Genomic DNA, 22,239 nt, shown 5'->3' with positions numbered 1-22,239 from the left:
ATGACTACAATCTCACTAGCCAAACCATCAGATGTAAATGCAATCGAACGACTATATCACGCCTGTAAAGACGATTTGCTCGCCCGACAGATTTTTCAATGGGACGATACGTATCCGAACCGCGCCTATTTTGAGGAATGTATCAAAGACGATTCTGTCTATGTCATGAAATACGGTGAGCAGTTGATCGGCGTCGTCGTGCTCGACGAATGGCAGTCGCCCGAATGGGAGGCGATCGACTGGCGTCACGACCATTCACTCGTCATCCATTCCTTAATGGTGCATCCGGAGCGGCAAGGTCAAGGCAGCGGAAAAGCCCTGTTGCATGCCTCGGAACAGTTTGCGAAAACGGAAGGCTACACCAGTATCCGGCTCGACAGCTTCTCAGGGAATGAGGCAGCCTGCAACTTTTACAAACGACACGGCTACGTGGAACGTGGAAGCGTTCATTTTGATTCGAAACCGAAAGGACATGAACAGTATGTCTGTTTTGAAAAAGAACTTGTCTAACGAAAATGAAAAGAAGAAGGATTGTCTATCGATGAAGGAGGATTTGATGTGAAACAACTTGAAGTAGCTACATATACGATGACAATCGACGCACCGATTGACCATACGTTCGCTTGTCTCGCAGAAGACGAACATATCATCAAATGGAACGACCATTTGATCGAGAACATCTACGAGGATGGTGACGCCTCACTCGTGACGGGAAAACGGTTCATCTCGGTCCAACAGTTCGAGAAGAAAGAGATTCGGGTCGAATCCGAGTTGACCCATGTCAATCGTCCTCACGAATGCGAGGTGCAGGCGGTGACGAATCAAGGGGTGGCGATTGCGACGTATACGTTGAGCGAGACAGCAGACGGGACCGACGTGACGATTCGCATCTCACTCATTCCATCCTCATGGCTCTATGCCCTTTATGTGAAGGCGTTCAAATGGGCCATCCGGCTGGTGTACGATGAACAGTTCAAACAATTCCGGATTTACGCTGAGGCGAGTAAACCAAAACTATCACCTGCCCGAGAGGCGGAGTGATCGGCGATGATTGAACCGATTAGCTCTTCGACGCGTGACGCGGTCCGTGCATTTTTTATCGATGCCTGGGGCTCTTCTGAGATGGTCATCTCGACCGGGACGTTTGATTGCGCCACACTTGACGGGTTCGTCTGGTCAGAAGCGAACGTCATCATCGGGCTCGTCACGTATGTCATTCGAGAAGACGCGATTGAAATCATCTCACTCGACAGTCTGCACGAGAGGCGCGGTATCGGCTCGGCGCTCCTCGATGAAGTCGAGCAAGTTGCCAAGCGATATCAGATTGAACGGCTGTCGCTCATCACGACGAACGACAATTTGCGAGCGCTCGCATTTTACCAACGCCGAGGCTGGCGCCTCGTACGGATCATTCCGGGAGCAGTCGATGCGGCCCGGCTTCAGAAACCGTCGATCCCCGTCATCGGGGAGCACGGCATCCCGCTCCATGACGAAATCATGCTTAGCAAAGTCATCACAATCTAAAGAAAAGAGGGATTTTCCTATGATTCGATTCGGTATCATTGGCACGAACTTTATCACCCGTTCTTTCATTGAAGCGACCCATGAAGTCGAAGGCGCATCCGTGTCCGCCGTCTATTCCCGGACAGACGAGCGTGCGAAAACGTTCGCCGAAGAATTTGATATTCCAAACACGTTCACCTCACTCGAGGAGATGGCGTCCAGTGAGTTGATTGATGCGGTTTATATCGCGAGCCCGAACTCGCTCCACGCCGAGCAGAGCCTGCTGTTCATGCGTCACGGCAAGCACGTCCTCTGTGAGAAGCCGTTCGCCTCGAACGTCGAGGAAGTGAGACAGATGCTTGAGACGGCGCGCCAACATGACGTCGTCTTGCTCGAAGCGCTCCGCAACCTGTTCATGCCGAACTTCGATGTGTTGCGTCAAGAACTCCATCGCGTCGGACCGGTCCGGCGTGTCATCTTGAATAAGTCGCAATACTCGTCACGCTACGACTTGTATAAGCGCGGGGACAACCCGAACACGTTCAATCCCGCCTTCTCGAACGGTTCGCTGATGGACCTCGGCGTCTATTGCCTCGGCCCGGCCTTGAAACTGTTCGGTCGACCGGACGGCGTGCAGGCGAACGCGGTCAAACTCGAGTCGGGCGTCGACGGCAGCGGTTCGGCCATCTTGGCGTATGACGGCATGGACATCATCGTGCTCCACTCGAAGATCCATGGCACGGACGCCCCGTCCGAAATCATCGGGGAAGCGGGGCGCATCGTGATTGACGACATCGGTTCGCTCGACCGCTTGACATTCGTTGGCCGCGACGGGACGACCGTCGAACTCGGCTCAGAACAGGCAGCCCATATGACGTATGAGATTCAATCGTTCGTGAACATGATTGAGGCTGGGGAGCGGGAAACCGACATCCACTCAGTTGACGATATGCTCACACTCGCGGACGTCATGACGGACATTCGACATCGTATCGACGTGCGGTATCCGGCCGACGCATAACAAATGAGCCTCGAGCATGTTCTCGAGGCTCATTTGTTATGCCTAAAATCCGCTTTTAGAAAATTCATCACCATCGCGATCCGTTCCTCGGTCGAGTAGTCACCTTCGATCCTTAGGATGGGACAAGACAGTTCAGCCAGCCATTGTTCATGCAACGTCTTGCTTCTGACTTCCGTCCCGGCATGGTCGTAAAGGGCGGCCCATCTCAAAAACGCTTGTGATTGCTCGTATAGGTTGCCGCCAGCGAGTGCCGCTGCTCCATAGCGTTCGAGCTCCCGTTGTTGCAATCTAGCCAAACGAACGTCGGGCGGAATCCATAAAAAGATAACCAAATCAAAATAGGGCATGAAGCAGTCGCCCCAGCCGACAAGTGACCCTGACAGAATCCACCGTTCAGATTGGAACAACTCTTCTTTGAGCATCTCGCGTCGTTCAGGGACGGGTCTCGGTTCGGTGAACTTGGTGGTCCAGAAATAATCGTCCGTATCCAGATGAGTATGCGGCAAGATGTTCGCTAACGCGTCGCCAAGTGTTGACGTGCCGGAGCCCGAAGCGCCCAGTATGTGAATTCTGCTTTTCATGTTTGCCTCTCCCATCAACCTATATTTTTGCGGCTTACATCGTGAACTCTCACGGTATATTCTCACCGTTCCAACTTCGATGTCGTCTTCATCGAAAAAAAATATGTAGGCGTTATGCTCTTTTTGAGGATTATAATGAAGTCACGCTGGATAATTTTACAATAAGTATCAGTGGAATAATAGTGAATGATGACATACATAGAATGGGAGACGATGACATGACGACCTTATATTTCGTAAGACATGCACACTCTACATATACAGCCGATGAATGGACGAGACCCTTATCTGAAAAGGGAGAGAGAGACGTCCGTAACATCACGAACACCTTGAGTGAAGAAAAGATTGATCTCGTCGTTTCGAGTCCATATAAACGAGCTATTCAAACCGTCCAAGGGATTGCTGACCAGATTGAAACAGAAGTTCTGCTCATCGATGACTTGAGAGAGCGGACATTGATGACAGAGCCGGCCGAGAATTTTACCCTGGCGATGACAAAAGTGTGGGAAGATCCTACTTTTGCATGGGAAGGCGGCGAATCGAACGTTGTCGCTCAACAGCGGGGAGTCCGTGCGATTCAGTCACTACTCGACCAATACGAAGGAAAGCGAATCGCAATCGGTACGCATGGGAATATCATGGTGCTGATCCTCAATTATTTTGATGAACAGTATGGCTATACGTTCTGGAAAGAACTCGATATGCCGGACGTATATAAAGTGACGTTCAATCAACAAGAACTATTGAGCGTCGAAAAGCTTTGGGACCGTCAAGGAGTGGTTTGAAGTCGGTTTATGACGACGTGAAAAAAGGATGGGGCCGGTTTCGGTCCCATCCTTCAAAGTCTACTCTCTATTCAGATACAGATGGCGGATAAACAAGCCGAGTGCGACCGTCATGATGACGGCCGGAATCAATCCGACGAGCAACAAAGAACCCATGCGTTCAGTCCTTTCTGAGCGCAGCGAGGCGCTGTGTCATGTCTTGGAACGATTGTCCGTCCGAGAGCACGCTCAATTCACCGGCGACGAGGTCGTTCACTTCACGGTCCCAGTCCTGGCTGAGCGTCGTCTCGAGCGCGGCAAGGTGCGTCGCCGTCCGTTCGACTTGATGACTTCCGACGCGCGCAAGCTGTTCACGCACCGCCGTCTTCAACAGGGCGCTCAAGTCGTCGCGCAACTTCGTCCGGCCATCGCCTTCGAAGAACTGGTTCGCATTCTTATAGTGCTTTAAGACGGGACGGAAAGGGGCCGCCTCGAACGTGACCGGGTCGACGGCGTCGCGGAGCCAATCGATGTCGATGTCGTCTTCGAAAGACAACGTCGGCAAGAGCGGACGCAGTTTGAGCGTCTCGCGCTCGATCAAGCGTTCCGTCTCCCGTTTCAAGAAGCGCTCGAGCCGATATTGGAACACTTGCAGCTCTTGATGGATGTCATACGCATACTTGTCGAGTGTCCGGCTGAGGGCGCGCTCGAGGCTCGCCTTCGATCCATCGACCTCGATCGGGTGGAACGTCTCTTTGACGAAGTCCGACAGCCGGAGGAGCGAGCGGGTTTCGAGGTGGGCGAGCAACTCGTCCGTCTCGCGCTGGAACGGGTTTTCGAGCGTCGTGACGTTGAGACGATTGTCAGACGTGCGCACTTGTTCGAGCTTGTCACGGCGGGCCGCCTTGACGCTCGCATCCGCTTCGGCCTCGCGGACGACGTCCTCGAACGCGGTGACGAGGGCATGTGCCTCATCTTTGATGCGGACCGCGTTCGCCTGACGCAAATCGTGGTCGACGAATTGCTCGAGCTTGACCGAGAATCGGTCGAACCCGGCGTCCGTGCCCTGGATGGCGTTCCGGCTCGAAATCGGTAGCACCGTCGGATGACGGACTCCGAGCTTCGTCAACTGGTTCGACACATAATCGGTGACGGCAAGCTGTTCCGCCTCATCCGCCGCCAAATCGGACGCGTTGACGAGGAAGAACATGTGATGGTCACCTGTCCCTTGGACACGTCCGAGCTGGATGACGAGTTCACGGTCGGCCTCGGTGAAGGCGTGATTGTAATACGTCACGAACAGGACGGCGTCGGCGTCACGCATATAGCCGAACTGTACCTCGCTATGACGGTTGAACTGCGAGTCGGCACCCGGCGTGTCGACGAAGATGATGCCACGTTCGGCCCAAGGGGAGTCGATGGCGAGCTCGATCTCTTTGACGATACAGCTCTTCTCTTCCTCCGTAACGAACGAGCAGAACGTGTCATAGTCGACCGTCTTCTGGCTACCGAGATAGGACAGGGGAGCGTTCTTGACGGCGTTTACGAACGGGTGGTCGAGATGGAGTGCGTCGAGTGACGCCCCGTAACCGTTCAGCTCGGCCTCGAGTTCGGCACGTGTCTTGAACGTGATCAACGCGCTCTTGTTGGCACGGCCGTTCGGCGGCACGATTTTCGTGATCGACGCCGTCAGTGGGTTCGGTGACGTCGGGAGCACAGTCTCACCGAGCAACGCGTTCAACGTCGACGATTTGCCGGACGAGAATGCCCCGAAGATGGCGAGCGTGTACGTCTCGGATTCGGCCCGGGCCAATTTATGACGGAGCGATTTGACGCGTGACTTGAATAACGGATGGTTCTCTAATATTTCACATACCGCATATTCATAAGAAAAATCAAACGACAAAGCGGTGATATCATCCACCAGAAGCGAGGTCGAGGCAACTTCTTGTTGCTGATGTTCGACTTGTTTCTGCGGTAATTGGCCGGCCGTGACGTAGTGACGGGTCTCAAGGTCCGTCAAACGCGAATCCGAGAGGTCACGTGTCGTGTAATGGGTGAGCTCGTCTCTCTGTTCCGCCAGCTGACGTTTTAGCGCCAGCGTGTCGAGCATGTCATACAATTCGTCTTGCTCGGTCTCGATGGAATGGATTCGGTCTTGGCCTTCAACCTCAAGATACGTTTCGACGGACGTGACCCACGGTTCGGACACTTTCGTCACCCAAGAGGCGAGGGCCGACTCGATGTCGCGGCTGAATTGAAGCACCGTGTCACCACTGAGCGATGCACCGGACTTCACTTGGTCACTGATGAGCGTGCTCGGTGCAGTCGGTAACGTATCCGGACGGGACAAAATCGCCTCGGGCAGTTTCAAATCGCGGACGATGTCTTCGGCGTACTTGATCAAGTGGGGGCGAAGGTTCGTATCGATCAATCGGTTGAACTCCTTGACGGCGATGTCTTCGCGACGCAGGCGTTCCTGGCGCGTCTTGTCTTTTGAGAAGAACAGGCCGACCTTGAACTCCGGCGCACAACTCTCGAGATAGTCCCGCAACAGTTCACGGAACTCATAATTCATGATCGGCGCGCTCGCGACGATCGGTGTCTGGTGTTTGAAGAACTCGCGGTGGAACGCGGTGAGCCATATCGCCTTCTTGTCGAGGCGTTGCAGGCGGGCTTGAATCTCCGTCGGCTGCTTCTCGACGACCGGTAACTCGTTCAGGAGCGCGTCATTCGCACGAGTAGACCGGGCGAGCAACGTGTCGACGAGCAAGTCGGCGCGTGCTTCCGAATGTTCCCGCGCGGCGTCGATGACGGCTTGGACGTGCGTCCGGAGGCGTTCGACCTCATTTTCTGGGTGATCGAGCTCACGGAGCGAGATGTAGAACATATCGTCCGGATTGATGGCGTGACGAGTGAAGGCGGTCTCGAGCGAGCGTTTGAACGTACTGAATGGAAGCTCTCCTTCATCGTGCTTATCGATTTGGTTGATAATAATTGAGTAGGGACGCCCTTCGGCGCTGAACTGTTTCATCAGTTTGATGTTTTGTTCGGACTGGACGTGATTGTAGTCCATCATGAAGAACAGATGGTCGGCGAGGAAGAGGGATCGTTCCGTCGCTTGACGGTGCCGTTCATCGGTCGAGTCAATCCCGGGCGTGTCCATGAGGACGACGTCGCTTCCGAACGGGAAGCGGGACAGAGCGTACTCGACTTCTTTAATCTCTTCGATTTTGCAGTAGTCGCTCAAACGGTCGAGCTCATCCGGCGCGAGTCGAATCCAATCTGTGTCGTTGACGGCGACGGATGCACCGATTTCCCCATGTCGAAGCGTCACGATATTCGCACTCGTCGGAATCGGACTCGTCGGTAACACACCGTCCCCGAGCCAATTGTTGAGAAGTGTCGACTTACCAGCCGAGAAATGACCACAGACAGCAATCCAAATCTCATTTTGTGTCACTTTTCGGAGTGCGGTCTTGGCGAGACGAGCCGATTCGGTCTCAGCTTGCATGTCAAATACGTCGGTCAATTGCGCGAGGCGCATGCGTTGTTCGTTCATAAATCCCCATCCCCTACTTATGATTCCGTCGTGATGCCGACGCGATGTCTACGATATGAGTTGTTCTCCCAAGCTTGAATGACGAGATCTGCCACGTCGTCACGCGAGATCGGTCCCGAGTTCTGTGTCCCGAGCACGTCAGCTGTGATGACGATGTTCCCGACGGACGCATCTTCAATCAATTGCGTCGGGCAGACGGTTGTATAATCGAGAGTCGACGCGTCGAGCAGTTCATACGCCCGGGCGTGATCCTCGGCCGCGGTCGTCATCGAACGTTTCGACTCGCGGGTCTCGAAACGATAGTTGTCAGAATCATGTGCCTGCAAGATGCCGGCCGTCCCGACCGTCAAGATGCGCTTGATTCCGGCTGCTTGCATCGCCGAGATGACGAGCGGCGTGAAGCGGGACAAGACGTCCTGCTTATCCGTCCCGAGCGCCGACATGACGACGTCGGCCGATTTCACCGTCTCCGCGATGGCATCCGCATCGGTCGCGTCCCCGATGATGACCGTGAGACGAGCCTTCGGTTCGACCTCGCGGCGTGACAAGAGTCTGACGTCGTGTCCGTCTTCTAATAAACGTTCGAGCAACCGCATCCCCGTGCGGCCGCTCCCTCCAAATAAAGCAATGGTTGACAAGTAAACCCCTCCCCATCAAGATTAAAGAAAATATCCAACGCCATCATACCACGGAAGCGCTCTCGAAACAGGGGACAACGGCTTGAAATGTTATGAGGTTTCAGGGCATGGCAAGTGGGATACAAAAAGTTAAGACGTGTATAAGGGAGGAAGACACTTCGTTGTCGACACCGCATGAGATTTGGAGCTAGAACAATCAAGACCGGGATATCCGTCGCCTTGGTGTTACTCATCGCCGAGGCATTTCAATTTGAACAGATTGTCGTACCGGCGCTAGCGGCCTCGCTCGCGTTATTACCGTCCGTCTATCAGACGGGAGTCCGGCTACTAGAAGAACTAAAAGGGAACTTGATCGGGGCTTTGCTCGCCGTCTTCTCGTTAATGTTGACGCCGAACCCGACGCCGATCGCCATTGGCGTCGTCATCATCATCGCCATCTCGATCCTTCTCTTCTTGAACCTCGAGTCGACGACCCGGACCGTCATCTTGACGACGATTCTGATCATGGAAGGGGCGAGCCAATCGGACATGCCCGTCTGGATGTTCGCCGGAGAACGTTACTTGCTCATCATGATGGGGATCACGGTGGCGCTTCTCGTCAACGCGCTCTTGTTCCCGCCGCGTTATGAGCGAAAGCTTGAGGATGAGATTACGACCGTCTTCCAAATGGCCGTCCGTATTGCCCGTCTGTTCTCGGAAACAGAAGGGGGACGCTCGTCGTTCGAGTCACTTGAGGAGACGAAAAAGAAACATAGAGGCTCAAAAGCGACATACGACTTCTTTGAAGAAGAGATTAAAGCCAACCGTTGGCTCGAGAAAAAGACGCCGATTTATCGCCGGGCGGTCTTGAAGTCGAAGATGATCGATACGAACAGTGCCGCCATCCACGTGCTCGACAAGCTATACGGTGATTATTTGACGCTCGAACATTTACCACCGCAGCTTGAGGACGAACTGATGCGTCATATGCGGCATTTGCTCAGACGACATGAGCGCTTGTTTTCAGCGTATGAACTCGAGAACGAGCACATCATCGACCGAGAAGAGGATCTGATCCATGAGAACTTCGACTTCGCGAAGCTGATGATCGAGAAGATGCGGGATGAAGAGGAGGACCTTATCTTGACCGTCGTCCCGCTCGTCGCGACGATGACAGACTGGGTCAAGGCAATGAACGAACTCGAACGTTACCTCATCACCGAGATGAAGAAACACGGGGACAACTTGAAAGTGGAACCGCGTAAGAAATGGTTCTTTGAAGACCGATAACATGACAAGGAGGGACCAAATCAAGAAGTTGATTGGGTCCCTTTCATTTGATTAAAAGATACTGTTGGGAGGTATCAAATATGCTAGAAAAACAGTAAACTAATAAAGAACAGCGGTATTAATGAGGTGTAAAACGATGGCAACCATAAATGAAATTGCGTCAAAAGCTGGGGTATCAAGAACAACGGTTTCTCGCGTATTAAATGACTCTGGTTATGTGAGTGAAGCCGCTCGTCTCCGGGTATTGAAAGTAATCGAAGAGACCGGTTATGTTCCAAGTGAAAGTGCCAAGTCGCTACGAACTAAAAAATCAAAAGTAGTAGGTGTCGTTCTTCCCAAAATAAGTACAGAAACATCGAGCCGACTTGTAAAAGGTATTGATGACGTTCTCGCGGCCAAAGGGTATCAAATCTTATTGGTCAATACGAATTTATCGATTGAAAAAGAAACAGAATCTTTGAGGTTGCTAAAAAGTAGAAACGTCGACGGTATTATTTTATCGGCAACTCATGTCAGTAATGAATTGCAAAACGTTTTAAAAGAAACCAACGTTCCAAACGTTGTAGTCGGACAACCTTATCCTGAAATGTATAACGTGGTGTTCGATGATTTTTCAGCCGCCAAAGAATTGACTAACAAGTTAATTGAGAATGGGCATAAAAAAATTGCTTATTTAGGTGTAGCCGATACTGACTATTCGGTTGGTGTCATGCGTAGAGGAGGCGTGCGAAGTGCCCTGGAAGATGCAAACATTCAACTTCCACTTGAATGGGATTGGAGTGGCACATTTGATATAAAGTCTGGTCAAGACGGAATGAAGGTAATCATAGAAGCAGGGCTTGGCCATCCAGATGTCGTTATTGCCGCTACGGATCGTCTTGCTGTAGGGGCTTTCGAGTACTTGAAACATAAACAAATTGAAGTCCCTAAAGAAGTCCTCTTAGCGGGAATGGGTACATCTGAACTTTCGAGATATGTCATTCCTTCTTTGTTGACTATCGATTTCCCAATTGAAGAAGCGGGGAAAAGTGCAGCAGAGTTGTTACTGACACAAATTGAAGGAAAGAAGACCATCTCGACGAAAGTAATTTCTCATAGACTTCTTGAATAGAGGATGTTATATTAATTGATGTAATCGTTTTCAAAGTCGATTGCATCTTTTTTTAACGCGATAGGGAATCGATTCCATATTTTTTTATACTATGTGGAATCGATTCCACAATTTCAGAAAGGGGAGAGCTATATGTCAACTAATCGTTCAATCGCGGAAGAAATTTTGGTTGCTATCGGTGGCCAAGAGAATGTGGAGTCTGTGGCACATTGTGCGACACGGCTCCGATTCATGGTAAAAGATATCAATCAGGTCGATCAAGCTAAAGTTGAGAACGTTGAAAAAGTTAAAGGCGCGTTCTACAATGCCGGACAATTTCAAGTCATTTTAGGAACAGGTACTGTGAATCGAATCTATGAAGAGATAGTACAACTAGGATTAAATGATTCTTCATCTTCCGACATGAAACATGCAGCCGTTCAAAAGAGTAGTCGCTTCCAGCAAGCCATTCGAACTTTTGGTGACGTGTTTGTCCCGATTATCCCAGTACTTGTGGCTACTGGGTTGTTCATGGGGTTACGAGGATTATTGCTCCAAGAAGAGGTTCTCGCTTGGTTTGGAGTAACGCCTGATTCTGTCCCCCAAAACTTCCTACTGTTTACGCAAGTTCTTACAGATACCGCATTTATCTTTTTACCAGCTTTGATCGCTTGGTCGACGTTCCGAGTGTTCGGTGGCACCCCGATTATCGGTATGGTTTTAGGGTTGATGCTTGTCTCACCATCCTTGCCTAACGCATACGCTGTAGCAAGTGGTGATGCAGAGGCGATCATGTTGTTCGATTGGATACCTGTCGTCGGATATCAAGGTTCGGTTTTACCAGCATTTATAGCTGGTATATTAGGTGCAAAATTGGAGCGGCGAATTCGCACCCGGGTTCCTGAAACGTTAGACCTCATCATCACACCTTTCATGACGCTGTTAATTATGATTGTCGTGTCACTTCTAGTGGTAGGTCCAATCTTCCATTCTGTAGAACAGGTCATTTTAGATGCTGCTACGACCGTATTGAGTTGGCCTTTTGGAATTAGTGGCCTCATCATTGGAGGACTGAACCAATTAATTGTCATTACTGGCGTTCATCACGTCTTTAACATGTTGGAAATCCAATTGCTCGCCGAGTACAAATCTAATCCTTACAATGCGATCGTCACTTGTTCGGTTGCCGCTCAAGGAGGTGCCGCGTTAGCAGTCGGATTGAAGACCAAATCGAAGAAATTGAAAGCCCTAGCGCTTCCTTCATCATTCTCAGCATTTCTTGGTATCACTGAACCTGCGATTTTCGGGGTTAATCTTCGCTATGGTAAACCGTTTGTTATGGGGTTGATCGGTGGTGCTGCTGGAGGTTTCCTAGCTTCTCTATTCGGATTAAAAGCAACAGGGATGGCTGTGACAGTGATTCCGGGGACACTTCTTTACTTGAATGGACAAGTATTGCTTTACCTTCTCGTCAATATCGTCGCCATTGCGGTTGCCTTTGTATTGACGTGGATGTTTGGCTATTCAGATCAAATGAAGAAAGAGCTTGAGACAGAGACGAAAATGAGTGCATAACTTGAAAGGAGATTACGCATGACAGACAGAGAGCAAAGCATGCGCCAAGCAGTACAGGAAGAGTTGGCTAAACGAGATGATGATAAAGATCCACATCGACTAACGTTTCACCTCGATGCGCCATCAGGATTAATCAATGACCCTAACGGATTAGTCTTCTTCAAAGGAAACTATCATCTATTCTTCCAATGGAATCCGTTCGAAACATCACATGGGGCGAAATTTTGGGGACATGCCATTTCGACAAATCTATTAAAGTGGAAGTTGCAACCACCTGCTCTTGCACCAGTTGAATGGTACGAAAAAAATGGCTGCTACTCAGGAAGTGCCGTGGTTTGGAACGAAAGACTATATTTGTTCTATACAGGAAACGTCAAATCGAGCAATGGGCGGGAAACGTATCAGTGTCTGGCCATTTCTGATGACGGAGTTAGCTTTCATAAGCAAGGACCGGTCGTCTATTTGCCTAAAGGGTACACGGCCCACTTCCGCGATCCTAAAGTCGTACGTCAAGATGATGCCTGGATCATGTTGATTGGAGCCCAAACCGAGTCGGGAAGCGGGGCGGTCGTCTCCTACAAGTCAGATAATTTATATGATTGGTCACTGAATCGTGTCATCGATGAGACAACGATTGATGGAGTTGTTGAGATGGGATACATGTGGGAATGTCCAGATCTTATAGATTATGGGGAACAAAACATTTTGATGATGTCGCCCCAAGGGATGGAGCCAATCGGATTGTCCTTTCACAATCTATTTCAATCTGGGTATGTTGTCAGTTCAAACAATCAAGTCGATCTTGAACAGCCGTTTGGCCCATTTAGAGAACTAGATCATGGATTCGATTTTTATGCCCCTCAATCATATAAACTGCCAGATGGGCGTCGCATCTTAATCGCTTGGATGGGTATGAGTGATGAAACCGAAGCTTATCATCCCACGATTCATAATGGTTGGGTACATGCGTTGACGATACCAAGAGAACTGAGATGGAATGGGCACAACCTCCTTCAGTCACCAGTGCGAGAGTTGAGCGAAATGAGATCCTCACGTAAATGGGAGGGGAATTTGCTGAACGGAATGACGATTCCCTATTCTCAATCGGGCACCCTTGAACTAATGATCGAACCCGCAGACGAGGGCAACGATTGTTTTACGCTCAATTTTCATGATGAGGTGTTCCTTAGCTACAATAAACAGACAAAGCGATTTACGTTGAAGAGACGCCATCTAAAAACCGGAATGGATGAAGTGAGACAATGCCAACTCGATGAATTGACGAAGCTGCACGTCATTATCGATCAATCATCGATTGAAGTGTTTATAAACGATGGTTCAACGACGTTTACGACACGGTTCTTTCCCGACGAGCGAACAGGCATCTTGCTGCAAGACGGAGTCTCGTGTCACGTCAACATGTGGGTACTCCACAGTTAGTGTATAGAGACGTATCTGATTAAAAATCAGATACGTTTTTTTATATGATTCAAGCCGTTCGTAAGAACCATCACTACCTTAGGACATCGGTGAACCCAAGTTTTATTCTTTGTCCACTTCATTCATAATGAAAGGAACTACAAATCATCGTGCTACGGAGGAATCATGAAAACATTCTTACTGCATAGCTCTAAATTTTGGAACATCCGCGTCGGTTCCGACTCGTTTGCCGTCCATTACGGAAAGCTCGGGACGATTGGTAAAGTTCAAATTAAGTATTTCGAATCCGAGGATATCTGCCGCAAAGAAGCGCAAAAGCTGATTCGTCAGAAACTCCGGAAAGGGTACGTCGAGACCGATATTGAGTGGGACGACTTGATGTATGTCGATGACCCGGAAGTCGGACCGGACCGACTCACGGCACATCCTCGGTTCAATGCTCATTTCCAAGATGACTATTATTTGGACTGCACGGATGAATACAGTCCATTCGGGAGCGATGAAGGTGCCGACGTGCTCGTGATGTTCGAGGACGCAATCCGAAAAGATCGGGACATCGACTTCCTCGTCGGTGCGTACGACATCGTTTCGGGCTGGATGGAGCGAGATGTGTCGAGCCCTGACGACTGGGCGACATATGAATACGGCTTTGACTGTGACGTCGCCGTCATGTCGAGTGCGTTCGCGTCGATTAAACTGACCGGTCATCTAGACGCTGCGCTACAGGAGGAAGGTGTCGCCGCACTCGACCGCCTTATCCAGCAAGTCGAACCAGAAGACCGACCGCGGTTTGAATCGATGAGCGTGCAGTTGAACAGTTTCCCGACCTCAATTTGAAACTTTTTTAGGGAGCGCGCCGTATACTAGAGGTAGAACGGACACATGCTCCGAATCGTTAGGAGGAAACACCAATGTCAGACATAGAAACAACACCGACATCATTCAGCGGCACATTGCCGATCGAGGCACGCGCCGTCTTCCGACTGTCGAGCGCCATCTTTTATCTCATCGGCCTCGTCATCACAGGAGGGCTCGTCGCGGCCGCGCTTTATTTTGACTGGCCGACATGGCTCCAATATACGATGTACGTCCTGCTCGCCATCGATCTCATCTATAGTGTGATCGACATCGTCGTCTTCCAAAAGTGGAAGCAAGAACGGTTCACGTATGATGTAAAGCCGCTCGAGATTCGTTTGCATCACGGCATCATCACGACGCACGACGTGTTGATTCCGATGACGAAAGTGCAATACGTCCACGCCCAGCAAGGCCCGTTGCTACGAAAGTACGGCTTGCAGACGATCACAATCGGAACGGCCGCCGGTTCGCACGACATCTATGCGATCGAAGAATCGTTCGCGAAGTCGCTTCGAGAACAAATCGCGGTCTACGCCCGCATCGAGGAGGAGGATGTCGTATGACGGAAGCCGCCCTCACGTGGCATCGGCTGCCGAGTCGCGTTTTGCTGTTACGTGTCTTAGAGGTCATCAAGTCGTTTATCATCCCACTCGTGTTATTGTTCGTCATCAACAACGACTGGAGCTCAACGTTCGGCATCATCCTCCGCGTCGGGATTCTGCTGTTCCTCTTGCTCGATATCTTGCAGAAGTTCTTCGGTTGGCTCAACTTCCGCTATGCGCTCGACGAGAAGACGGTATATGTCATCGACGGCAACTGGATCAAAAAAGAGAAATCACTTCCTCTTTATAAGATTCAGAGCGTCCACTCGAACAGCCCGTTCTTGTACCGGTTGCTCGGGGTCGTCGAATTGACGTTCGATACAAACGCGAACAGTGACGACGCCTCGTTTAAATTGGCGGGCGTCTTCCCGAACGAGGCGAAGCGTCTCGAGGACATCCTCGATCAGGTCCGTCACCGGAAGACTGAGACCGATGCACCTGTGGAAGGGGAGACGGACACGACAGCTCAACCGGTGGTGATTGAAAAACCAGCGAGCCGTTTGTTGTACGCCCTCTCGACCCGAGAGATCATCATCGCCTCGCTGACATCATTGTCGGTGTTCGCGATCTTCCCGGTCGCCTCGACGATCATCTCGTCCATCGATGACTTCATCAATCTCGACGGGACGTTCGATACGATCGGCGACTGGGTCGTCCACGCGTCAATCATTGCCATCGGCCTACTCGTCTTGTCGGTCCTTATGTTGTCGGTCGTCATCGGCATGGTCATCAACTTCTTGAAGTACGGGAACTTCCGTCTCGAACGACGCGGCGACCGAATCCGGGTCGAGAAGGGCCTGCTCAACCGTTCCGCCAAAGAAATCCCGTACGAAAAGATTCAAGCGGTCCGGATCAAGGAAACGTTCATCAGACGCTGGTTCAATATCGTCGGCGTCGAACTCGTCGCAGCCGGGACGATGGACGAGTTGAAAGACGAGTCGTCGACCATCCTCCCGTTCGTGAAACGGGAGCGGGCGATGAATGTGTTGAACGAGCACTTTGGCCAGTTCGTCTGGTCTGACGCGCTCCATCGTCTGCCGAAGCGTTCGCTTTGGGTCAAACTGCTACGCATCAGCTGGGTCGGACTCATCGTCTCGGGTGTCGTTCTGTATTTCTTCCGCGATTATGCCTGGTGGCTCCTCCTACTGTGGGCCATCATCATCGGCGGTCGCCTGTTGAGCTATATGACGACGCGTTACGCTCGCAATGGTCAGTTCATCGAGCTGCGGACCGGGGCTTTCAACGTCAGTTCATTCTTGACGGACAAGCCGCGGATCGAACAGGTCCAAGTGACACAGACGCCGCTCCAACGCCGTTTCGATGTATGTAACGTCCTGTTCTCGACCCGGGGTGGCTTGTTATCGAATGAGATGATCGAGGACATCCCGAAACAAGAGGCAGAAGCCATGTTGAAGTGGTTCTCTCGCTATACGGTAGAGGAAGATATGAAAACACCGGACTAACGGCCCGATTATCGACGAGCCCAATCGCATCACGCGAGTGGGCTCGTCTTTTAAAATCGGTTCGAGGCGCTCGCTCCGACATACGCTTGAAGTCGATAAGCTATTATGTAAATGCGAAAAAGCGTGGTACGTGTAGGTCACACGGGCCACGCTTTTTCATGTGCAGCATTAGGAGAGGCTTTTGGGAGAATGATTGTGAACGTCGTTTTCCTCGGTTGACTACTTACGTGAATCTCGCCCTCATGTAAGTCGATGATGGATTTGGCAATAGCGAGACCGAGACCTGATCCACCGGTGTAATGCGCGCGTGACTTTTCCACTCTAAAAAATCGCTCAAACACGTAAGGGATGTCACGTGAGGGGATGGCTTCCTCGCCGTAATTTGTCATGTTGATAAGAACCGCTTCATCCGTATCTTCCATGAACGTATCGATATACGTTCCGTCACGCCCGTAACGAATCGCATTTTCGAGTATATTCTCGAACACACAGACGAGCTTCAACGCATCGCCTTCAACGATGGGCCGTTCGGCTGAGGAGCTGAATCGAGCTTCCATTCCAACTTCCGAGAGACGTAACGTCGACTGCATGATGAGCTGATTGAGCAATTCATCGAGACGGACCTCACTTGTCTGTAGGGCGATTCGGTCGTTTTGTAGAAATGTATAGTCAAAGATATCGTTAATCAAGCCTTTCAGATGGGTCGCGTTCTCATGAATGACGTGGATGTAATGACGCAATTCCACCTCGTCCCGGTAACGGTCGTTGTGAATCAAGTCAAGATAACCCGTGATCGACGTGAGCGGGGAGCGCAAGTCGTGGGCGACGTTCGTCACGAGCTCGTGTTTCAAACGATCCGCTTGAAGCACTTCCTGCTCCGCTTTTGCCGCACTGTCGGAGATGGCGCGTACGGTTGCCATCAATCGTTCTAGCTCTGGCGGGACAGGTTGTTCAACCGAATCACGGTCGGCGTGGAGTTCTTCGACAAATGACGTCATCCGCTCAATGTGAAACTGTAAATACCGTTTACGCTCATATTGATAAATCAACACAAGACAAACGGCGACCATCAAACTATAAAACAGGAAGAACACACCTTCACGGAAATACGACAACACGATGATCAGACTCTCCACAAATCGTGATGACTCTTCAAAGTACCAGACGGCAGGCAGTAACAGAACACCGCTCAGGGTGGCGACCCCAAACGCAATCAGCACATACAGCAGACGTTTCCACATCGGGACGAACGTTATGACGCGCCATATATTATGTCTCAATTTTATATCCCACTCCCCACACCGTATGAATGATGACTTCATGTGGCACGACAGCATGTAATTTCTCGCGGATGTTACTGATATGAACCATCACCGTCTGATTCGACCCGACGCCATGCTCTTGCCAGACAGTCTCAAATATCTCTTCAGAGCTATAGACCCGGCCTTTATGTTTCGCCAGTAAATACAAAATCTCAAATTCCCGTGCCGTCAATCGAATCGTCTGTTCTTGCATCGTGACGGTGTGACTGGCTCGATCGATGAGGAATGGGCCAGCTTGTACACTTGGGGACTCGCTTGGTCGATTATAGTTTGAACGGCGCAGCAATGCTTTAACACGTGCCATCAACTCGAGCGGATTGAACGGTTTGATGATGTAGTCATCGACCCCTGTCGTCAATCCCAATATCTTATCCAGATCACCCACTTTGGCACTGACCATTAAGATTGGAATTTGACTCGTCTGGCGCACCCGCTTACAAAACTCAAGCCCGTCCATCCGAGGCATCATCCAATCTAAAATGATTAAGTCAAACGATTCTTGGTTGAACAAGGCAAGCGCCATTTCCCCGTCGGTCGCCAGCGTCGTGAGATACCCGTCATTCTTTACATACACATCAATCAGTTCTGCGATTTGGACATCATCATCCACTAACAAGATTTTTGTCATGCTTGAAACTCCCTTGCTGATTAAAGTTGGAAAGCCTGATATAAACGTCGGAACGGGGCGTATTGGACGACGAAGCGAACGAGTAAGAACCCTAAGAGCGCTCCGAACGTATTTGCCAATAAATCATTCACATCCGTGCTTCGTCCACTGCCTAGTGTCGTACGCACCAATAATTGAGTCAGTTCAAGGATCAGACTAAACTGAAATCCTAATTTAAGTACTTCTTTTTTCGTGATCGACGGTTTTAAAAATGGAAGATAACAGCCGAACGGGAGGAACATCACGACATTCAGCACAAATGAATACACATCGATGGTCAGAATCGGAATAACATTAATCGTTCTCCACCATTGTACTTGGTTCGCATACTTTCCTAAATTGACGTCAATCGGGAAGAAGACAAAGTGAAGGACAGCTAATACGTATATCCCGAATGACAAAAGCAAAAGAGTTTGCGCGACTTTTACATGTTTCTTACGAAACGACCAGACGAGTAACGTGATGAGACCGAGAATTGCGAGCGGGATGAGAACGACCCCTGATTCGATTGTGAACATGACTGAATAATCTTTATTATACATGGTTGTGAACCTCCTAAGAATTTGAACTGTCTTCATTGTAGATGGCAGATTTAAAGAATTCTTAAAGGAGTCATAAATGAAATCTAAAAAAGGCAAAGCGCTTCGCTCTGCCTCGAACTGTTGAACAACGGGCTAAGAAACTTGATCTCCGAATGATGTCTTACGGTCAACTGCCATTCGTCACGTCAACTTCACCGTTTTCGCGTTTCTGTTACTGAAAAATGGGAACAAGTATGGTATGATGCAAGTAGAAAGAGACCGGTGCTGGACACACCGGCCTCTGGCTTACAGGCTACCACTTCAAGAGTGGCCCAGCCGCCACAATGGTTAGTGAATCAGAAAGTGACCCATCTCATTGCGCCGAGGGGGTCATTTTTTTGTGCGTTCAGACGTTGCACGATCGGATGTTTGGTGTAAAACCAAATGAACGATGATCGGAGCGAGGATCGGGACGATCACATAATCGCCGACCCAGGTCCATAGTTGTTCCATCCGCACCACCGCCTTCCTCCATTGTGGACTTGGCGGCTGACCCCACTATTGCTGCGTTAACCTGCTCCTTCATTATAGCAGATTCCCTTCAAAAAAGATGCTAAAAACAAGAACGTTTGTTCTTATTTTAGAAATTGAACCTTTCGTCCGAATAGGTCTCATGACTGGGTCCAAAGATGGATTTGAACCAATAATAGCTTGTATGTCAGAGGTCAGACAGGATATAATCAATCTCGTGTGTATAACCACATGGGTGGGTGAGGGTGCCAATAAAGGATTGATTCCTATGGCAAAACAAACAGAATGGAAAACAGAAACATACGGGGGCGTGCTGAACTTTCTGGCGACAGCATACATCCCGGCCGTTCACGCGGCAATCTTGACACAAGCCGGACTCCCGTTCGAGGGAGCGCTCGTCGGAGCGATTTTGACAAGCATCATCGGAACGTTCATCGCAGGGCTGTTCAACTTGCCGCTGCTCCTGTTACCAGGGATGGGCATTAACGCGTTATTCACGTACACGCTCGTCCTGCAGATGGGGCTGAGCTGGCAAGGCGCGCTCGCTGTCTCGTTCGTCTCAGGGGCGCTCGTCGTCCTGTTGACGGTGACGAAGGTGGCGCGGAAACTGGCGAACGCGTTCCCACCGATCATTCATGACGGATTGACGGTCGGACTCGGCCTGTTCCTCATCTTGATCGGACTCGAGGCGGCGGGGATCGTCTCGGGCGGTGGCGGGGCGTTGCTTCACATTGGAGATCTCGGGGAACGGCCGGTACAGGTCGCGTTCCTGACGCTCTTCGTCGCCATCCTTCTCTTTTTGAAGATGGGGCCGAGCAGTTTCCTCTGGACGATCGCGTTCGGGGTCGGCTTGAGCGCCGTCATGGGCACGCTCGATTGGACCGGTGAGTTCGCGCTCACACCGTTCTTTGACTCGTTCGGCACCGTGTTCGGTAACGTCTCGTTCGCCGAGTCGGCGTCACCGATCTTCCTAGTCGCCGTCGGCGTGTTGACGCTCGTCTTGCTGATCGAGAACATCAGCCTGATCCAGAATCAGACGCGCGCCATTGGCAAGGATGCGGACGCACCGAAAGGGCTCGTCGCCCAAGGGTTGTCAACGATGGCCGGTGCCATGTTCGGCTCGAGCCCGACCGTCTCGACGGTCGAGGTCGCGGCCGGCATCTCGGTCGGCGCTCGGGGCGGCATCGCCTCGTTCGTCACATCAGGCCTGTACGTCGTCTCGCTCTTGTTGTTGCCGCTATTCGCGATTATTCCGGTGACGGCGATTGCGCCGGTGTTGATCATCATCGGCATGATGATGTTCCAGAACGTGAAGCATCTCCCGCTCGACAATTGGGAGCATGCCTTCCCGGCGATTCTCGTCATCATCATGATTCCGTTCACGTATTCCATCGTCGATGGCATCGGGCTCGGATTCATCGCCTATACGATGATCGTCTTGTTCAAGAAAGGCTATCGGTCGCTCAGTCCGGTCGTTGGTGTCTTGACCGTATTGTTTCTGGTGTTCTTTTCTTTACCAGTCTGGCTATAAGATAGGGCGGTACCGTGTATACGGTGCCGCTTTTTTTGTATGATGAAACAAAGGAGGTGTTTGAATGGATCAAGCAGGCGGATTCATTTCCATCGGGATGGCTTATCCGAGCCATTATCTGTTACCTGAACTTGCTCAACATGTATGTGCGGAACTGTTAAGTAGCGGTGGCGAAATTTTAAACGTGACATACAGTCAGGATGAGGCGGGCACTAGTTGGACGACAACGACAGATACCGACTTTGCTCAGATCGGGCATTACGGATCTATCCATTTACGAAGCAACTATTTTGGAGATGTGGACATGACGATGACCGTGTCCCTTCAAGAGATGGACACCTATGTCGGGATTCTCATCGATATAAAGTGGAATGATGTCGTCTCACACCCTGCATCGAGACCCGTGTTCACACAGAAAATCGAACGACTGCTCGTTGACGTGTATCGCCATATGCCATTCTCGTACGCGCTTGCCGGGCACGAACTTGAGCTCGATTGGGCACCTGATGCGTTTCCGACATCAGCGGACTGGTTGGATACGTTCCCTCTTTCTATGGTCCCGTCACCACAAGGCGTGGCGGTAACTTACGGTTCAATTTCAATCGACGGGATGACTCCTCAAACCAATATGAAGAGGTCTATCCCGTTAGATGCATAAGTGAGGCTCGATCACCTCTATCAAGCATTACTTGATTGACGAAGCTCAATGCTAAGTGGCCGGAACATGATACAATTTTCTTAGCTTATAACCGAAGGAGGATACTTTTATGACGAAAACCTCAGATGTCATCGACGAGTTTGCATCCTATATAGACTGGTTAAACACATTGTCGGGATTGGATGAATCGACGTGGGAAAAATCGATTGCGACCGACAAATGGCCAATCAAAGCAATCGTCCTTCACATCGCCCATTGGGACAATCATCTTCTGAACGTCATCATCCCGGCCGTCAAGAACGGGGAAGAGATGATTTTCCCCGAGTTTGACTCGTTTAATGCGCGAGCGACCCAAAAAGCGAAACGTCTCTCTGGAGAAAAGGTGCTCCGATTAGCCAAAACGAGTCGAGGTTCGCTCATTGAAACACTGCGGTCCTTGCGTCAAGAGACGTTGACTGCGCACACGACGGCAAACGGGGCGACCCATTCTCCGCATGACGGTGTTTCGTATACGCTTGCCTATATCGTCACCGATTTCATCGAACATGACCGGCACCACCAGCAGCAAGTCGACGGGGTCTTAGGGACGAAGTCTTGAAGAGACGAACGAAAATACGGGGTGTCGGACGAAGACTGAAACGGT

General features: G+C 50.7%; 21 protein-coding genes. 15 read left to right on the top strand and 6 right to left on the bottom strand.

Annotated elements, in window-relative coordinates; genetic code table 11:
• From NMQ00_RS08075 to NMQ00_RS08060, 4 genes are read left to right on the top strand one after another with little or no spacing between them, the layout of a single operon-like run.
• A complete protein-coding gene (locus tag NMQ00_RS08075) occupies window positions 1-510 on the top strand; it encodes a GNAT family N-acetyltransferase (protein ID WP_255176274.1) in 510 nt (169 codons plus the stop codon).
• Window positions 511-558: 48 nt separating this feature from the next.
• Complete coding sequence (locus NMQ00_RS08070; RefSeq protein ID WP_255176273.1) at window positions 559-1,041, top strand: SRPBCC family protein; 483 nt, start codon at window positions 559-561, stop codon at window positions 1,039-1,041.
• A 6-nt stretch (window positions 1,042-1,047) separates the two neighbouring features.
• The gene (locus NMQ00_RS08065) at window positions 1,048-1,524 is read left to right on the top strand and encodes a GNAT family N-acetyltransferase (RefSeq protein WP_255176272.1); all 477 of its coding nucleotides are present in this window, start codon (window positions 1,048-1,050) and stop codon (window positions 1,522-1,524) included.
• 19 nt (window positions 1,525-1,543) lie between these two features.
• Window positions 1,544-2,524 carry a Gfo/Idh/MocA family protein gene (locus tag NMQ00_RS08060; RefSeq protein ID WP_255176271.1) on the top strand — a complete coding sequence of 327 codons (981 nt, stop codon included), beginning with the start codon at window positions 1,544-1,546 and terminating at the stop codon, window positions 2,522-2,524.
• A gap of 29 nt (window positions 2,525-2,553) precedes the next feature.
• Here the strand turns inward: NMQ00_RS08060 and NMQ00_RS08055 are convergent, their stop codons facing one another.
• Complete coding sequence (locus NMQ00_RS08055) at window positions 2,554-3,105, bottom strand: P-loop NTPase family protein (RefSeq protein WP_255176270.1); 552 nt, start codon at window positions 3,103-3,105, stop codon at window positions 2,554-2,556.
• A 203-nt stretch (window positions 3,106-3,308) separates the two neighbouring features.
• Between NMQ00_RS08055 and NMQ00_RS08050 the strand changes: the two genes are divergently transcribed.
• On the top strand, window positions 3,309-3,890 hold the full coding sequence (locus tag NMQ00_RS08050) for a histidine phosphatase family protein (RefSeq protein WP_369696440.1): 582 nt from the start codon (window positions 3,309-3,311) through the stop codon (window positions 3,888-3,890).
• 160 nt (window positions 3,891-4,050) lie between these two features.
• Here NMQ00_RS08050 and NMQ00_RS08045 read toward each other — a convergent pair whose 3' ends face one another.
• Complete coding sequence (locus NMQ00_RS08045; protein WP_255176268.1) at window positions 4,051-7,431, bottom strand: dynamin family protein; 3,381 nt, start codon at window positions 7,429-7,431, stop codon at window positions 4,051-4,053.
• A gap of 17 nt (window positions 7,432-7,448) precedes the next feature.
• Window positions 7,449-8,069 (bottom strand): NAD(P)-dependent oxidoreductase, encoded by a 621-nt coding sequence (locus tag NMQ00_RS08040; protein WP_255176267.1) that lies wholly within the window; start codon window positions 8,067-8,069, stop codon window positions 7,449-7,451.
• Window positions 8,070-8,243: 174 nt separating this feature from the next.
• Between NMQ00_RS08040 and NMQ00_RS08035 the strand changes: the two genes are divergently transcribed.
• The 7 genes from NMQ00_RS08035 to NMQ00_RS08005 all read left to right on the top strand — a co-directional run bounded on the left by NMQ00_RS08035 (window position 8,244) and on the right by NMQ00_RS08005 (window position 16,366).
• Entirely contained in the window at window positions 8,244-9,338 is a 1,095-nt protein-coding gene (locus tag NMQ00_RS08035; protein WP_255176266.1) for an FUSC family protein, read from the top strand.
• Between the two features lie 136 nt (window positions 9,339-9,474).
• Window positions 9,475-10,449 carry a LacI family DNA-binding transcriptional regulator gene (locus tag NMQ00_RS08030; protein WP_255176265.1) on the top strand — a complete coding sequence of 325 codons (975 nt, stop codon included), beginning with the start codon at window positions 9,475-9,477 and terminating at the stop codon, window positions 10,447-10,449.
• A gap of 132 nt (window positions 10,450-10,581) precedes the next feature.
• On the top strand, window positions 10,582-12,003 hold the full coding sequence (locus NMQ00_RS08025) for a sucrose-specific PTS transporter subunit IIBC (RefSeq protein WP_255176264.1): 1,422 nt from the start codon (window positions 10,582-10,584) through the stop codon (window positions 12,001-12,003).
• An 18-nt stretch (window positions 12,004-12,021) separates the two neighbouring features.
• Window positions 12,022-13,443 carry a glycoside hydrolase family 32 protein gene (locus tag NMQ00_RS08020; protein ID WP_255176263.1) on the top strand — a complete coding sequence of 474 codons (1,422 nt, stop codon included), beginning with the start codon at window positions 12,022-12,024 and terminating at the stop codon, window positions 13,441-13,443.
• Between the two features lie 165 nt (window positions 13,444-13,608).
• Window positions 13,609-14,280 (top strand): WGR domain-containing protein, encoded by a 672-nt coding sequence (locus tag NMQ00_RS08015; protein ID WP_255176262.1) that lies wholly within the window; start codon window positions 13,609-13,611, stop codon window positions 14,278-14,280.
• 74 nt (window positions 14,281-14,354) lie between these two features.
• On the top strand, window positions 14,355-14,864 hold the full coding sequence (locus NMQ00_RS08010) for a PH domain-containing protein (protein ID WP_255176261.1): 510 nt from the start codon (window positions 14,355-14,357) through the stop codon (window positions 14,862-14,864).
• Complete coding sequence (locus tag NMQ00_RS08005; protein ID WP_255176260.1) at window positions 14,861-16,366, top strand: PH domain-containing protein; 1,506 nt, start codon at window positions 14,861-14,863, stop codon at window positions 16,364-16,366. Before NMQ00_RS08010 ends, NMQ00_RS08005 begins: the two co-directional genes overlap by 4 nt.
• Before the next feature lie 137 nt (window positions 16,367-16,503).
• Here the strand turns inward: NMQ00_RS08005 and NMQ00_RS08000 are convergent, their stop codons facing one another.
• Genes NMQ00_RS08000 through NMQ00_RS07990 form a run of 3 tightly spaced genes read right to left on the bottom strand, consistent with a single transcriptional unit; the run spans window position 16,504 to window position 18,897 of the window.
• Window positions 16,504-17,607 (bottom strand): sensor histidine kinase, encoded by a 1,104-nt coding sequence (locus NMQ00_RS08000; RefSeq protein WP_255176259.1) that lies wholly within the window; start codon window positions 17,605-17,607, stop codon window positions 16,504-16,506.
• 28 nt (window positions 17,608-17,635) lie between these two features.
• Window positions 17,636-18,316 (bottom strand): response regulator transcription factor, encoded by a 681-nt coding sequence (locus NMQ00_RS07995; RefSeq protein WP_255176258.1) that lies wholly within the window; start codon window positions 18,314-18,316, stop codon window positions 17,636-17,638.
• 20 nt (window positions 18,317-18,336) lie between these two features.
• Window positions 18,337-18,897 carry a VanZ family protein gene (locus NMQ00_RS07990; RefSeq protein ID WP_255176257.1) on the bottom strand — a complete coding sequence of 187 codons (561 nt, stop codon included), beginning with the start codon at window positions 18,895-18,897 and terminating at the stop codon, window positions 18,337-18,339.
• A 778-nt stretch (window positions 18,898-19,675) separates the two neighbouring features.
• Between NMQ00_RS07990 and NMQ00_RS07985 the strand changes: the two genes are divergently transcribed.
• The 3 genes from NMQ00_RS07985 to NMQ00_RS07975 all read left to right on the top strand — a co-directional run bounded on the left by NMQ00_RS07985 (window position 19,676) and on the right by NMQ00_RS07975 (window position 22,194).
• Entirely contained in the window at window positions 19,676-20,938 is a 1,263-nt protein-coding gene (locus NMQ00_RS07985; protein ID WP_255176256.1) for an NCS2 family permease, read from the top strand.
• A gap of 64 nt (window positions 20,939-21,002) precedes the next feature.
• Window positions 21,003-21,596: an Imm64 family immunity protein gene (locus tag NMQ00_RS07980; RefSeq protein ID WP_255176255.1), complete on the top strand. Its 594-nt coding sequence runs from the start codon at window positions 21,003-21,005 to the stop codon at window positions 21,594-21,596.
• A 109-nt stretch (window positions 21,597-21,705) separates the two neighbouring features.
• Window positions 21,706-22,194 (top strand): DinB family protein, encoded by a 489-nt coding sequence (locus NMQ00_RS07975; protein ID WP_255176254.1) that lies wholly within the window; start codon window positions 21,706-21,708, stop codon window positions 22,192-22,194.
• Window positions 22,195-22,239: the final 45 nt, after the last annotated feature.

The sequence above is a fragment of the Exiguobacterium aurantiacum genome, from assembly GCF_024362205.1.
Lineage (GTDB): Bacteria > Bacillota > Bacilli > Exiguobacteriales > Exiguobacteriaceae > Exiguobacterium > Exiguobacterium aurantiacum_B.
This window is presented reverse-complemented; position numbering and strand designations above follow the sequence as displayed.